Below are 13,754 nucleotides of genomic sequence, written 5' to 3' on the forward strand. Positions count from 1 at the left end.
TGAGGGGGAGTCTCCACGAACTCACGATTTGCGGTGTTCGCGGAGACAGCCCCTCACCCCAACCCTCTCCCCGTAAGAACGGGGAGAGGGAGAAGGTGCTCCTCATTTGCTTCGACCGCCCTTCATTCCTGTTGTAGTTCTTTGCAGCACTTGACCCGCGGGCAGCAGACCGCGCCTGGATGATCCATGTCTTTTACCATCGCCATTATCGGCCGGCCCAATGTCGGAAAGTCGACGCTGTTCAACCGGCTGGTCGGCCAGAAGCTCGCGCTGGTCGACGACGAGCCCGGCGTCACGCGCGACCGCCGCGAGGGGCAGGCCAAGCTCTACGACCTCGACTTCACCATCATCGACACCGCGGGGCTCGACGAGGGCGCCAAAGGTTCGCTGACGGCGCGGATGCAGGAGCAGACCGAAACCGCGATCGAACTCGCCGACGCCCTGATGTTCGTGATCGACGCCCGCGTCGGCCTGACGCCGACCGACCGCGCCTTCGCCGACTTCGCCCGCAAGGCCAACAAGCCGGTGGTGCTGATCGCCAACAAGGCCGAGGGCAAGCATGGCGAGATCGGCGCGATGGAATCCTACGCGCTCGGTCTCGGCGATCCCGTCCAGATCTCGGCCGAGCATGGCGAGGGCATGGGCGACCTCCACGAGGCGCTGAGCGCGCTGGTGCCCGAGGCGCCAGAGGAAGACGACGAGGTCGAGGACGACGAGGACATCTCGGAGGAGGAGGCCGCGCAGCGCCCGATCCGCGTCGCCATCGTCGGCCGGCCCAATGCCGGCAAGTCGACGCTGATCAATCACCTGCTCGGCGAGGAGCGGCTGCTGACCAGCCCCGAGGCCGGCACCACGCGCGATTCCATCGCGGTCGAGATCACCTGGCAGGGCCGCCAGTTCCGGGTGTTCGACACCGCCGGCCTGCGCCGCCGCTCGCGGATCGAGGAGAAGCTGGAAAAGCTCTCGGTCGCCGACGCGCTGCGCGCGGTGCGCTTCGCCGAGGTCGTCGTGATGATGATGGACGCGCAGAACAAGTTCGAGGAGCAGGACCTGCGCATCGCGGACCTGATCGAGCGCGAAGGCCGCGCCATCGTGCTCGCGGTCAACAAATGGGACCTCGTCGAGCGCAAGCCGAACCAGATCTCGCAGCTGCGCACCGATGCCGATCACTGGCTGCCGCAGGTCAAGGGTGCGCCGATCGTCGCCGTCTCCGGCCTGATGGGCGAGGGCATCGACCGCCTGATGACGGCGATCCAGGAGGCCTATGCGGTCTGGAACCGGCGTTTGCCGACCTCGGCGCTCAATCGCTGGTTCGAGCAGGCGATCCAGGCCAACCCGCCGCCGGCCGTCTCGGGCCGCCGGCTGAAGCTGAACTACATCACGCAGGTGAAGGCGCGCCCGCCGAGCTTCGTGCTGTTCTGCTCGCGCGCCGATGCGATCCCGCGATCCTATCTGCGATACCTCATCAACTCGCTGCGCGAGACGTTCGATCTGCCGGGCACGCCCATTCGTGTTACGCTAAGAGAAAAGGCCAATCCGTTCGCGCACAAGCGCAAGCGGCCGTCGTGACTGAAGAGGCGCGGACTGATACTGCCGCAGCCCCGGCGCGCAGCGGCGCGGTGGTCTTCATCTTCATCACGCTGCTGCTCGACATGCTCGCGCTCGGGATCATCATCCCGATCCTGCCCAAGCTGATCGAAGGCTTCGTCAACAACGACACCGCGAACGCGGCGCGCATCTTCGGCGTGTTCGGCTCGATCTGGGCATTGATGCAGTTCGTCTGCTCGCCGATCCTGGGTGCGTTGTCCGATCGCTTCGGCCGCCGGCCGGTGGTGCTGCTGTCGAATTTCGGCCTCGCCGCCGACTATGTGCTGATGGCACTGGCGCCGAACCTGATCTGGCTGTTCATCGGGCGGGCGATTTCGGGCATCACCTCGTCGAGCATCTCGACCGTGTTCGCTTACATCGCCGACGTCACCGCGCCGGAGCAGCGCGCCGCGATGTTCGGCAAGATCGGCGTCGCGTTCGGCGCCGGCTTCATCATGGGGCCGGCGCTCGGCGGCCTGCTCGGCGAGATCGATCCGCGGCTGCCGTTCTGGGCGGCGGCGGGGCTGAGCTTCGTCAACCACTCTATGGCCTGTTGATCCTGCCGGAATCGCTGCCGGTGGAGCGGCGCGCGCCGTTCAAATGGAAGAGCGCCAATCCGATCGGCGCGCTGCGCTTTCTGCTTTCGAACCGGACGCTGGCGGGCCTGTCGCTGGCGACGTTCTTCGGCCAGCTCGCCCATGTCGTGCTGCCCTCGGTGTTCGTGCTGTACGCCACCTATCGCTACGGATGGGACACCGGCACGGTCGGCGCGACGCTGGCGCTGGTCGGGCTCTGCGGCATGATCGTGCAGGGCGCGGCGATCGGCCCGATCGTGCAGCGCCTCGGCGAGCGCGACGCGCTGTTCCTCGGCCTCATCTGCGGCGCCTTGGGCTTCGTGATCTTTGGCGCGGCGCCGACTGGCCAGCTATTCTGGATCGGCATTCCCGTGATGGCGCTGTGGGCATTTCCGGCGCCGCGACCCAGGCGCTGACGACGCAGCTCGTCGCCGCCGACCAGCAGGGCCAGTTGCAGGGCGCGACCTCGAGCGTGCAGAGCATGTCGGAATTGATCGGCCCGTTCCTGTTCACGCTGACGTTCGCCTATTTCATCGGCGGCAACGCGCCGCTCGAGATGCCCGGCGCGCCGTTCTATCTGGCGGGCGCGCTACTGCTGCTCGCACTCGCGATCGCTTGGCGCGCGACGGCGGCGAAGACAACGGCTTCGTGATTGCGTGGGCTGAGCTAGCCGTATTCACAGATCCTGGGTCGCAACGTCTGCCGTTCTAGCGATCGAGCGCGTACTCGTGCACGGAAATCCAGGTTTCGCGGACGAGATTGACCAACGCCGCTATGAAGAAGCCGAGAGCGACAATGAAGAGCACGGCTACACCATATTCGTGCCGCAGCTGGTAATATGCGCTGACGAACGCCACGATCACGAGCAAGCACGTCAATATCGCACTCGTCGCGGAGAACACGATCGCTCGGTTCAGCAATTCGGCGCGACGCCTCAGCTGGTGCATGTCCTTCTTCGACCCGATTTTAGCGCTCTCGCTATCCGAGATTGCATTGAGCGCCTGGATCCGGTCGCTCACGCGGTTCATGCGGGCGATCAGCAGCGAAACGAACCCGGCAACCGCTCCCAGAAGGAACGAAGGAGCGGTGACCTGGACGATCACCTGCGACAATTGTTCGACGGACGGAGTGTCGGGAAGCAGCATCGCGCTTACCTCTGTGCATAGACCGCCGGGTTCACCCGCAGTCTTCCCTAGCTGCTTGTTACCTTCCGTACCGGGGGCGGCTTCCAGGTTCCGTTGATGATCGACGGCGACTTTTCGTTCGGCCAGTACATGCGCAACATCAGGATGAACTTGCCCGCAGGTGCGGGAAGCCAGTTGCTCTCCTTGTCCGAACCTGGACTGTCCTTCTGGATATAGAGTTCAACCGAACCGTCTGGATTGGATTTGAGGTTCTGGCGGGCACTGATCGACTGGCGGTTGATCGGATTGGGGACGAAGAAGTAGTTTTCGTCATACATCGTGATCGACCAGAAGCCTGCGACCGGAGGGAGCTGCCCCTTCGGAAAACGCATCACGTATTTGTTGCTGCCGACATAATCCTTGCCGTCGGCGTCCTTCTGCGATGTCGGATAGCACGCATCCTGAATTCGATTGGCGCCAAGGCCGATTGCAGTGACAAAGGCACGGTTGAGATAGTTGGTGCCGTAGATGCCGGCTTCGCTATCGAAAGCCCAACCGTTCTCGTTTCGGATCGCCTTGTTCACCTTGAACTGCAGCATGATCCGGTCGAATGCCACCTGCGGGACCCGCTTGGCGAACCCGGCATCGAATTTGCTCGCATCAAAATCCTTGCCCGGGACAAGGCCGATCTTCGCGAATTTGGCGACCTCGGATGCATCGGCGGTGGCCGGTGGATTGCGCTTCATCAGTTGCGCAAGAAGGGTGAAGTATGCCGCGGCATCCAGACCGTTGACCTGATCACGAACCGCCGTCTTCATGTCGATTGACGCATCGACCTTGCCTGGCTGGGGCGCATACGATTTGCCGTAGGCGCTGAGGGGCGCAAGCTTGAACTCGTCCTGCGCGGCGTGCACGGCCGCGTAATCCTCCGGCGTGCCGGTGCAATAGATGCGGCCCAAAATCCAGACCATGCTGGTGGGGGACTTGTACTCCTTCACCCCTGCCGGAAGCGTTCCGTTCCAGCCCGGTCCTGTGATCGCGTAGGTCTGCGGCTTCGTGCCGGTTGTGCGCTTGCCCGGCACCTGGAAGACGTCGGTCCAGCCATCCAGCATCGGAAACAGGAAGTAGCGGTCCTTCATGTCCGGCATGCTGAGGACCCAAGGCTCGTCGCCCACGTCGATCCAGGCTGATGTGTAGAGGGTGTCGGCATTGGGCGCCGTGACGTCCCTGAAGCTGGCGTCCGGGTACTTGCGGAGCTTGATGAATTGCCCCATCGGCCCGCGTGTACCTTCCACGGAAGCAACGTTGGTCATGATCCGGCGGGTCATCTCCATCGTCACGAGCGGATAGCCGTAGATGTAGGCATCCTGGGCGAGCCAGAAATCTTCGCCGGCCTCCCACGCCCGGACAACCGGACCATCAAAATCGGCGTGTGCAGCGCGGGAAATCGCGATGGGCGTGGCTGCGGCACCCAGTAACGCAAGTGCTTGACGACGGCTGATCGACATGGCGAGCCCTCCTAGCCTGTTCGGAGGATAACCGGATATCAGGACGAGTTCCACTTGCACTTGATTTGCATCAAGGCGCCTTGTTGTCGCGCCTCGTCGAGGTCCGCTGCTGTCCTCTTAGTCCGTCGCCGGCACCGAATGGTGCTCATGCGTGATCCGCCAGTCGCCGCCGACCTTGCGCAGGCCGGTTGTCAGCCTGAACTGGAACGTGGCGTCGGGTGGGCCGCACCGCATCACCATGACGGCAAAGGCGACATCTTCGCCGGCCGTGATCGCGATCTCCTCGATATTGAAGGCGTGGGAGGGGCGGTAGCAAGTGTAGAATAGGTCCCACGTCTTCCGGTACTCATCCATTCCGCGCGACTGCAATGGCGGGGGAACGTCGAACATCACGATGTCCTGATCGTGATGGGCGAGAATGCCCGGATAGTCCTGTCGGCGAACGGCGTCCGCCCAGGCTTCGATGAGCGTCCTGATTTCGGTTTCCGCCGTCTGTTTTGGCTGTGGCATGGCTCGCGTCTCCGGGGGCTGGCTGATCGATGCCTCGAGGACGAATGCGACGGCGCCCATCCGACATGCAGGTTGTTTACCGTCCGAGGCGCGCGATGCAGCCGAAACGGCCTGATCCGCGCGCGGGCCGAACACGTTCCGCGTGCGGCTGACCTTGACCGGTGCGGTCGCCAACACGCCGGTGCTCGGCACGCTGTCGCGCTTCGATATGGCGGGCGCGATCTACAACGGCGTGCGGCGGCGCGCGACGGCGAGGGCACCATGACCGGCTCGGTGATCTATGCCGTCGAGATGTTCGACAGCTCGACCGCGCGCCTGCTCGGCGCCTACGTCAGCAAGCAGTATCCCAACGCCTCTGATGAAGTTCTTGTGCCAGACTCAGACCTGGACGCAGACGCTCGACGTGCAGCCCGGACAACTCGTCGGTCTGACCGGTGACGTCGGCGCCCGCGTGCCGACCGGGAATGGGCCTCGCTGCCGCCGCCGGCGAGGAAGGCGGCGGCGAAGTGATGATGAGGAGTAGGGCGGGTTAGGTGCGTAGGATGGGTAGAGCGAAGCGATCGCGCTTGCGCAAGCCTCGAGATGATGGGTTTCGCTGCGCTCTACCCATCCTACGAAGCTGCGCTAACCCACCCTACGCACCGATGCTCGCTTACTTCTTCACCAGCGGACAGTCGCTGGCCTCGAGCGGCTTGGCGGCGTCTTCCGGCGAGATGGTGGCGATCAGCTTGTAATAGTCCCAGGGATATTTGGACTCTTCCGGCTTCTTCACCTCGAACAGATAGGCCGGGATGATGCGGCGGCCGTCGATCCGCAACGGACCCTTGCCGAACAGCGGATCGTCGGTCGGGATTTCCTTCATCTTGGCGACGACCTTGGCGCCGTCATGCGGATTGCCGCCCATCGCGTCCAGCGCCTTCAGGTAATGCAGCACGCCGGCATAGACGCCGGCGACCGTCATCGAGGGCATCGAGCCCTTCGGCGAGACCTTCTGGAAGCGCTTCGACCAGGCGCGGGTCTGGTCGTTCATGTCCCAGTAGAACGACTCGGTGAAGGTGAGGCCCTGCGCGATCTTCAGGCCCAGCGCATGCACGTCGTTGACGAACAAGAGCAGCGCCGCGAGCTTCTGTCCGCCTGCGGTGATGCCGAATTCGGACGCCTGCTTGATCGCGTTGGTGGTGTCGCCGCCGGCATTGGCGAGGCCGATGATCTTGGCCTTGGAGGCCTGCGCCTGCAGCAGGAACGACGAGAAGTCCGCGGTGTTGAGCGGGTGCTTGACGCCGCCGAGCACCTTGCCGCCGTTAGCGGTGACGACCGCCGCGGTGTCGCGCTCAAGCGCATGGCCGAAGGCGTAGTCGGCGGTGAGGAAGAACCAGCTGTCGCCGCCGGCCTTGGTCAGCGCCTTGCCGGTGCCGTTGGCGAGCATGTAGGTGTCGAACGTGTAGGAGATCGTGTTGGCGTTGCAGGCCTTGCCGGTGAGGTCGGCGGTCGCCGCTCCCGAGTTGAGCACGATCGAGTTCTTCTCCTTGGCGAGGTTGCTCACCGCGAGCGCGACGCCGGAGTTCGGCGTGTCGGTGATGATGTCGACCTTCTCGTTGTCGATCCAGTTGCGCGCGATGTTGACGCCGACGTCGGGCTTGTTCTGATGGTCGCCGCTGACCACCTCGATCTTCCAGCCCTTGGCACGCAGGCCGGAATCTTCCACCGCCATGTTGGCTGCGGCGACCGAATTCGGGCCGCCGATGTCGGCATAGAGGCCCGACATGTCGTTCAGCACGCCGATCTTGACGTTCTTGTCCTGCGCAAGGGCAGGGGTAGCAAGGCCGAGTGCAGCGCAAGCGAGAAGCACGGCATGGCGCCGTGCGAGCGTCGTCGTCATCAGACATTCCCTCCACTGTGATTTTTTCCGGACGGCCCTCTTGCGGGGCCTTGTGCCGGTCGTTCGGGTTTCCGCTTACCCTGTCCGGGTGGATGCGGCAATCAGCATAAAGCCGGATGAACTGCATCGAAGCGTCATCCCGCCGTCATCTCTACTTCAGCGCGTCCGAGGTCAGCTTGAACTTCTGGATCCGCTTGCCCTCGACCTCGCCGGTGTAGACATTGCCCTTCTGGTCGACCGCCATGACATGCAGCAGCGCGAACTGCCCGGCATTGCGGCCGCTATGGCCGAAGGTGCCGACCACTGAGCCATCGTCGCGCTTGAGCACGCGGATCTCGTTGTTGGCGCCGTCGGCGTTGAGCAGATAGGTCTGCTTCGGATCGGGCCACAGCGCGAGATCGAACACCGCGCCGTCGCCGCGCGTGTTCTTCTCGTAGAACCATTCCCTGACGAAGGTGCCGTTCTTCTGGAACACCTGGATGCGGTCCTGGCTGCGGTCGCAGACATAGACCAGCCCGTCATTGGCGATCTTGATGCAATGCACGGGGTTGCCGAACTGTTCCTGCACCGCGGCGCTTGGATCGTATGGCGGCTGCTTGTCGTCGGTGGGCAGCTTGCCATAGCCGCCCCAGTGCCGCTTGTAGGCCAGCGTGGTGGCGTCGAACACGATGACGCGGCGGTTGCCGTAGCCGTCGGCGATGTATAGCTCGTTGGCCGCCTTGTCGATCGCCATCTCGGCGGGACGGCCGAGCTGGGTGGTGTCGTTGCTGTTGGTGCGGGCTGCGATCTTGCCGATCTGGCCGAGATACTTGCCGTCGAGCGAGAACTTCAGGATTTCGCTGTCGTCATCGGCATTGCCGCCGATCCAGACGAAGCCGCGCTCGTCGACCTCGATGCCATGCTCGCGGCCGACCCATTGATAGCCGTCGCCGGGGCCGCCCCAGGCGCGCAGCAGATTGCCGTCGACATCGAATTCGAGCACCGGCGGCGCCGCCACGCAGCATTTCGCGCGCGGCGGGGTCAGGCTCGCCGCCTTCTCGCCATCGGTCAGCGAGCGCGGGCGATGGACCACCCAGATATGCCCCTGCCAGTCGACGGTGATGCCGCCGACCTGGCCGATGATCCAGTTGTTGGGAAGCTGCTTGGGCCAGGACGGATCGACCGCGAAGGTCGGGACATCACCGGCCTGGGCGGGCGCGGGCTGAGTGAGAAGGGCCGATGATGCGATGCCGGCGGAGAGAAACAATCCAGTGAGAATGGAGCGCGCGCGATTGAACGTCGGCGTCATGATGCCTCCCGAGCTTTTTCTTGGCGGGCGTCCCGCTGGGAGCGCAGTCAATCGTGGGGCGAGGGAGGAGTCAATCCGTCCGCACGCGCGTTGCGCGACCACTTGGCTTGCAGTATCAAGCTGCTATCTCAGGTAGCGAGGTCGAACGGATGCGTGGATGGTTGAGCGGCATGGCAGCGTCGATGCTTTGCCTGAGTTCCTCGGCCGCTATTCCGATCGATTGCGCGACGGCGCCGAGCATCAAATGCCTGGCGGCTGAAGTCTTCCTGCTCGCGAAGAAATTGCCGGCTGGTGACGGCAATCGAGCTCACGTTGAATTCGCCGAGCAGGAATTGGCGGACAATGATCTCGAAGTTGCTCTCGACTACGTGATTTCAGACAATCCCGATCCGCCGCCTTGGGAAGATGTCGAGTGGATTGCACGCGCGGGCCGCTTCGGTGACGCCCTTGAGACAGCGCGGCAGCAAAAGTCGACGGTGGCGCGGCTCGGCGGAATGCTTGTCGTGGCCTCTCTCCTGGTGGAGAAGGATGCGGCGCAAGCGCGCGAGATTGTCGAGGACGTCGAACGCGAATTGCCGTCGATCGCCGGGGACAGCGATGAAGACGCGCAAGGCGTACCTGCGCTTGCCGGAAAAGTATGGGCCGGCCTCGGTCAGTCCGATCGGACCTTGCGTCTTGTCGGCGGCCATGGCGCGCGGACGGTTGATTGGTTGCTCGTGATTGCCAACACCTATCCCGCCGCGGCGGGCTGGCGCGAAGAGGCGTGGCGTGAAGCCGAACGTCTCAACGAGCCTCTTCCGTTGCAGCAGTTGCTGCGCGATGCGCTGACGCGCGGCGATCAGGCAGAGATTTCCCGCGCAGCACAGCGAGCCGCCAGGGCCGTCGACCGGATGACCAGCATCGATGCTGAGCCGTCGGCCGTGATCGCGCTCGCGCGCGCCTTGCTCGCCGCCGGGGCACCTCAACCGGCAGCAAGGCTGGTCGAGCCGTGGCCGCAATGGCTGGACGGCAAGGACGATACCGCTCGGTTCAATGTGGTCAGTGAACTGATCACGGTGCTGGCGGGGCTGGCTCGGGATCAAGACGTCGAGACGGCTGCCGCTGCGGTGAGCACGCCCGCGCGCCGCAGCCAGTGTCTCAGCAACGCCGCGGACGAATATGCCCGGCGCGGACGTCGCGATCTCGTCGCAAAGCGCGATGCGGAAGCCATGACGCTTGCGATGTCGTCTCCCACCGGGGATGCCAAGCTGCAGTGGGAGCATGACGGCGCTCTGATCAATCTGGCGCTTGCGCGCGCGGGGCGTGGCGACGTCGATGGCGCGATCGCCGCCGCCACCAAGGTTCGCGATGATGCGAAGGTCCGCGAAACGATTTCTTATGTCGTCAAACGCGCGATTGACACCGGCCACGGAGCGGCGGCCGCGCCTGCGATCGAGGTACTCGAACAGCGCGCGGGGACTGCGCAGGACGCGCCCTTGTTGCTCGCTGCAGCCAATGCCTGGTACATGACCGGCGACGAAGACCGGGCGCGCGACGATCTCGCGCAGGTCCTGACGATGGCCCGGCTGACCGGCAACGACGCCGGTCTCGCGGCCGAATTGGCCTGGCGGCTCGACGGGGCCGGCAAGCCGGCGAGCATGATCACCATCGTGGACAAGTTCGGTGTGACCGATCCTGGCGCGATCGATCGTCTGGTCCAGATCATCAGGCCGCTGTCGCCGGCGGTCGCCGTGCAACTCGCAGGCCGGCAAGTCGAAGTCTGGCGTCAGATCGACGAGCTGGCCAACATCGGCGTCCAGCTCGCGGCCGATGCAAAGTAGATCGGCTTAGGCGTTCGATTACGCCGGCGGCTGGAAAGTCCGCAGCGTGCGGGCCTTGTAGTCGTAGAGCTTCCCGGTCTCGGTCCACTCCGGCGCACACATCGGCACAATGAATTCGGCGGCCATGTCCGGCGTATCCAGGGTCATCGGGTCTTCGCCGGGAAACACCTGGGCGCGCATCCGGGTGCGGATCGGGCCGGGGCTGAACAGGTTGACGCGCAGCGGCGTGTTGGCGGTCTCGTTGGCCCAGGAGCGCACCAGCGCGTCCAGCGCCGCCTTCGAGGCCGCATAGGGGCCGAGATAGGCGCTGGCCTTGTGCGCCACGCCTGAGGTCACGAACACCGCGCGGCCGGCGTCTGACTGGCGCAGCAGCGGGTCCATGCAGCGGATCAGCTGGAAGTTCGCGGTGACGTTGATCGCCATCACGTCGTTCCACGGCTTCAGCTCGATATGGCCGAGCGGCGACGAAGGGCCGGCGGTGCCGGCATTGCCGACGAGGATGTCGAGCTTGCCATGGCGCTCATGCAGCGCGAGCCCGAGCCGCGCGATGCCCTCGTAATCGGTGAGCGAGAGCGGCACCAGCGTGGCGCTGCCGCCGTGCTTGCGGATCTCGTCGTCGAGTTCTTCCAGCCCGCCTTGCGTGCGCGCCACCGCCACCACATGCGCGCCGGCCTTGGCCAGCGCAACTGATGTCGCATAGCCGATACCGCGCGAGGCGCCGGTCACGAGGGCAATCCGGGAGGCGAGGGGTTTTGTCATGGAAGGGACTCTAACAAATCGTCGTCCCTGCGAAAGCAGGGACCCATACGCCGTGACGGCGATAATGGAAGAAAGTGCTCGTGTCTAACACTGTCACCAGCCACATAGGCTGGTGGTTATGGGTCCCTGCTTTCGCTCTAGGGCATGCACACATCTTTTCCGATCGAAAAACCGACTCTTAATCAAGGACTTGGATGTGGGGCGATGACCAAAGTTCGCGAGCGCAGCTTAGCTAAACGTCGTCATTTCTCTGCGTTCTTCAGCCAAGTCCTTGAGAAGACTCCAGAAGATGTGTGCATGCACCTATGCTTTCGCTGGGACGACAGTGAGGATGTGGCTAGCTCGCCTCCGCCAGCAGCGAGAGCTGGCGCGGCGAGGGCTCGGTTTCGCTCTGGTCGGTGAGATGGGTCGGATAGCGCCGGTGAAGCAGTGGTCGGCGAATTTCGGGCTGGCGGGATCGCGTCCCTCATAGCCCATCGCGCGGTACATGCCGTCGATCGACAGGAAGGCCAGCGAGTCGGCGCCGATGATGTCGCGCATCTCCTCGAGCGAATGGGTCGCTGCCAGCAGACCGCCGCGATCGGGCAGGTCGATGCCGTAATAGTCGGGATAGAGGATCGGCGGCGAGGCGAGGCGGAAATGCACCTCGCGGGCGCCGGCATCGCGCATCATGCGCACGATCTTCTTCGAGGTGGTGCCTCGCACCAGACTGTCGTCGATCAGGATGATGCGCTTGCCCTCGATCGCGGCGCGGTTGGCCGAATGCTTCATGCGCACGCCGAGCTCGCGCACGGTCTGGGTCGGTTGGATGAAGGTGCGGCCGACATAGTGGTTGCGGATAATGCCGAGCTCGAACGGCACGCCGGAATACTGGCTGTAGCCGACCGCGGCGGGTACGCCGGAATCCGGCACCGGCACCACGACGTCGACCTCGGGATGGCTCTCGCGGGCGAGCTGGGCGCCGAACGCCTTGCGCACGTCATAGACCGAGCGGCCGCCGACGATCGAATCCGGCCGGGCGAAATAGATGTACTCGAAGATGCAGGGCCGGGCGGGCTTCGGCGGGAACGGCTTGTGGCTGTGCGCGCCGGCCTCGTCGAACACGATGATCTCGCCGGGCTCGATGTCGCGGACATATTTGGCGCCGATCATGTCGAGCGCGCAGGTCTCCGAGGTCAGGATCGGATGGCCGTCGAGATCGCCGAGCACCAAGGGGCGGATGCCGAGCGGATCGCGGGCGCCGACCAGCTTCTTGTTGGTCAGCGCGACCAGCGCGTAGGCGCCCTCGATGGTGCGCAGCGCCTCGATGAAACGGTCGATGAAGCGGGTCCGCTTCGACTGCGCGACGAGATGCAGGATCACCTCGGTGTCGGTGGTCGACTGCATCATGGCGCCGCCCTTGACCAGCTCGCGGCGCAGGGTCAGGCCGTTGGTCAAGTTGCCGTTGTGGCCGACCGCAAAGCCGCCGGCGCTGAGCTCGGCGAACAGCGGCTGCACGTTGCGCAGGATGGTGCCGCCGGTCGTGGAGTAGCGGACATGGCCGACCGCGGCATTGCCGGGCAGGCGCTCGATCACCTCGCGGCGGGAGAAGGCGTCGCCGACCAGGCCGAGGCGGCGTTCACTGTGAAAGCGCCCGCCGTCGAAGGAGACGATGCCGGCGGCTTCCTGGCCGCGGTGTTGCAAAGCGTGGAGGCCGAGCGCGGTGATCGCGGCGGCCTCGGAATGGCCGAAGACGCCGAACACGCCGCATTCCTCACGGAGCGTGTCGCCATCTAGGTCGGGGTGGTACCGGAGATCGTCTTCCCGGAGATGTTCCTGCAATTCGATCGGGCCGAGGTCGAGATCCATCTGGTCGGCGTGATCGGAAGGGGTCTGCATCTCGTTCATCGCCTCTCGTGAGGGGCCCAAACCAAATAAGTTATCGGCCCGCGGGTTTCTCGATCAGCTTTTTCAAGCTGTCACGCGCAGGTTTGCTGTAGCCATCGCCCGACGCCGGCGTCGCCTGATCATTGGTATCAGCCGCAGAATCGTCGTCTGGCTTATTCTTCTTGAACTTCTTTAAGATGGTGTTCTCGGGGTCGTCAGGCAAGAGCGACATCAGCCAATCCCCGGTTCCCTGCAGCACCACTCGGGACTTCGCTCCGGTCACCCAATCGGGCCGCTGCTTGTCCGGAACCAGCCAGGTGAAGAACATGAACGCCACCACCACGATCAGGAGGCCGCGGGCGAGGCCGAACAGGAAGCCGAGGGTGCGGTCGAGCGCGCCGATCCGGGAATCCAGGATCATGTCCGAGATCCGCACCGTGATCACCGAGACCACGATCAGCGTGCCGATGAAGGTGCCGGCCACCACGACGACGGCCGCGACCGTGTCGTTATTGAAGTAAGTCTTGGCGGTCGGCAGCAGCTTGGAGAAAGCATACAGCGTGACCAGCGCGGCGGCGCCCCAGGCCGCGATCGACAGGATCTCGCGCATGAAGCCGCGCACCATGGCAAGCAGGCCCGAAATCAGCATCACGCCGAGCAGGACGAGATCGAGGATCGTTATGGGCATCGGCTGGTCAGGTCCGCTGGTACGTTTCGGTACGCTGTTAAGGGCTTACGCTGTTAAGGCTCTCGCGAATCGGCGTCTCGGTGCCGTCCTAACTGAGGCGCATCGGGGGCATCCGGCAAGGCCGGGGCGCCACCTGTCCCGCGCGGCGGA

At 64.4% G+C, this 13,754-nt stretch carries 9 protein-coding genes and 3 pseudogenes; 4 read left to right on the forward strand and 8 right to left on the reverse strand.

Features of this window, described 5'->3' with window-relative positions:
- The first annotated feature begins 186 nt into the window (after positions 1-186).
- On the forward strand, positions 187-1,569 hold the full coding sequence (gene der, locus AKN84_RS37520) for a ribosome biogenesis GTPase Der (protein ID WP_050425438.1): 1,383 nt from the start codon (positions 187-189) through the stop codon (positions 1,567-1,569).
- Positions 1,566-2,814: pseudogene (locus AKN84_RS37525) on the forward strand (MFS transporter). The gene der and the pseudogene AKN84_RS37525 overlap by 4 nt, the downstream one beginning before the upstream one ends.
- Before the next feature lie 55 nt (positions 2,815-2,869).
- On the opposite strand, the gene AKN84_RS37530 reads toward AKN84_RS37525, so the two are convergent.
- From AKN84_RS37530 to AKN84_RS37540, 3 genes are all read right to left on the reverse strand, one after another.
- Positions 2,870-3,307: a DUF2721 domain-containing protein gene (locus tag AKN84_RS37530; RefSeq protein WP_128971502.1), complete on the reverse strand. Its 438-nt coding sequence runs from the start codon at positions 3,305-3,307 to the stop codon at positions 2,870-2,872.
- 47 nt (positions 3,308-3,354) lie between these two features.
- Positions 3,355-4,794 (reverse strand): DUF1254 domain-containing protein, encoded by a 1,440-nt coding sequence (locus AKN84_RS37535; protein ID WP_050425439.1) that lies wholly within the window; start codon positions 4,792-4,794, stop codon positions 3,355-3,357.
- A 117-nt stretch (positions 4,795-4,911) separates the two neighbouring features.
- On the reverse strand, positions 4,912-5,304 hold the full coding sequence (locus AKN84_RS37540) for a YybH family protein (RefSeq protein WP_050425467.1): 393 nt from the start codon (positions 5,302-5,304) through the stop codon (positions 4,912-4,914).
- 121 nt (positions 5,305-5,425) lie between these two features.
- Here AKN84_RS37540 and AKN84_RS37545 point away from each other — a divergent pair.
- Positions 5,426-5,664: pseudogene (locus tag AKN84_RS37545) on the forward strand (DUF3313 family protein); the annotation flags it as partial.
- 292 nt (positions 5,665-5,956) lie between these two features.
- Here the strand turns inward: AKN84_RS37545 and AKN84_RS37550 are convergent.
- Entirely contained in the window at positions 5,957-7,183 is a 1,227-nt protein-coding gene (locus AKN84_RS37550; RefSeq protein WP_050425440.1) for an ABC transporter substrate-binding protein, read from the reverse strand.
- 151 nt (positions 7,184-7,334) lie between these two features.
- On the reverse strand, positions 7,335-8,471 hold the full coding sequence (locus tag AKN84_RS37555) for an NHL repeat-containing protein (RefSeq protein ID WP_050425441.1): 1,137 nt from the start codon (positions 8,469-8,471) through the stop codon (positions 7,335-7,337).
- Between the two features lie 20 nt (positions 8,472-8,491).
- Here AKN84_RS37555 and AKN84_RS37560 point away from each other — a divergent pair, with 20 nt between their 5' ends.
- Complete coding sequence (locus AKN84_RS37560) at positions 8,492-10,291, forward strand: hypothetical protein (RefSeq protein ID WP_128971503.1); 1,800 nt, start codon at positions 8,492-8,494, stop codon at positions 10,289-10,291.
- A gap of 18 nt (positions 10,292-10,309) precedes the next feature.
- Here the strand turns inward: AKN84_RS37560 and AKN84_RS37565 are convergent, their stop codons facing one another.
- The 3 genes and pseudogenes from AKN84_RS37565 to AKN84_RS37575 all read right to left on the reverse strand — a co-directional run bounded on the left by AKN84_RS37565 (position 10,310) and on the right by AKN84_RS37575 (position 13,604).
- Positions 10,310-11,050, reverse strand: a complete 741-nt coding sequence (locus AKN84_RS37565) for an SDR family NAD(P)-dependent oxidoreductase (RefSeq protein WP_050425443.1) — start codon at positions 11,048-11,050, stop codon at positions 10,310-10,312.
- A 337-nt stretch (positions 11,051-11,387) separates the two neighbouring features.
- Positions 11,388-12,928, reverse strand: a pseudogene (gene purF / locus AKN84_RS37570) (amidophosphoribosyltransferase).
- A gap of 40 nt (positions 12,929-12,968) precedes the next feature.
- On the reverse strand, positions 12,969-13,604 hold the full coding sequence (locus tag AKN84_RS37575; RefSeq protein ID WP_050425444.1) for a CvpA family protein: 636 nt from the start codon (positions 13,602-13,604) through the stop codon (positions 12,969-12,971).
- Between the last annotated feature and the right edge of the window lie 150 nt (positions 13,605-13,754).

The organism is Bradyrhizobium tropiciagri (assembly GCF_001189845.1).
Classification (GTDB): Bacteria; Pseudomonadota; Alphaproteobacteria; order Rhizobiales; family Xanthobacteraceae; genus Bradyrhizobium; species Bradyrhizobium tropiciagri.

What these genes read in the sequence shown, in the direction of transcription:
- AKN84_RS37555 (WP_050425441.1), bottom strand. Translation starts at nt 8,471, where the DNA reads ATGACGCCGACGTTCAATCGCGCGCGCTCCATTCTCACTGGATTGTTT.
- der (WP_050425438.1), top strand. Translation starts at nt 187, where the DNA reads ATGTCTTTTACCATCGCCATTATCGGCCGGCCCAATGTCGGAAAGTCG.
- AKN84_RS37550 (WP_050425440.1), bottom strand. Translation starts at nt 7,183, where the DNA reads ATGACGACGACGCTCGCACGGCGCCATGCCGTGCTTCTCGCTTGCGCT.
- AKN84_RS37540 (WP_050425467.1), bottom strand. Translation starts at nt 5,304, where the DNA reads ATGCCACAGCCAAAACAGACGGCGGAAACCGAAATCAGGACGCTCATC.
- AKN84_RS37565 (WP_050425443.1), bottom strand. Translation starts at nt 11,050, where the DNA reads ATGACAAAACCCCTCGCCTCCCGGATTGCCCTCGTGACCGGCGCCTCG.
- AKN84_RS37535 (WP_050425439.1), bottom strand. Translation starts at nt 4,794, where the DNA reads ATGTCGATCAGCCGTCGTCAAGCACTTGCGTTACTGGGTGCCGCAGCC.
- AKN84_RS37575 (WP_050425444.1), bottom strand. Translation starts at nt 13,604, where the DNA reads ATGCCCATAACGATCCTCGATCTCGTCCTGCTCGGCGTGATGCTGATT.
- AKN84_RS37530 (WP_128971502.1), bottom strand. Translation starts at nt 3,307, where the DNA reads ATGCTGCTTCCCGACACTCCGTCCGTCGAACAATTGTCGCAGGTGATC.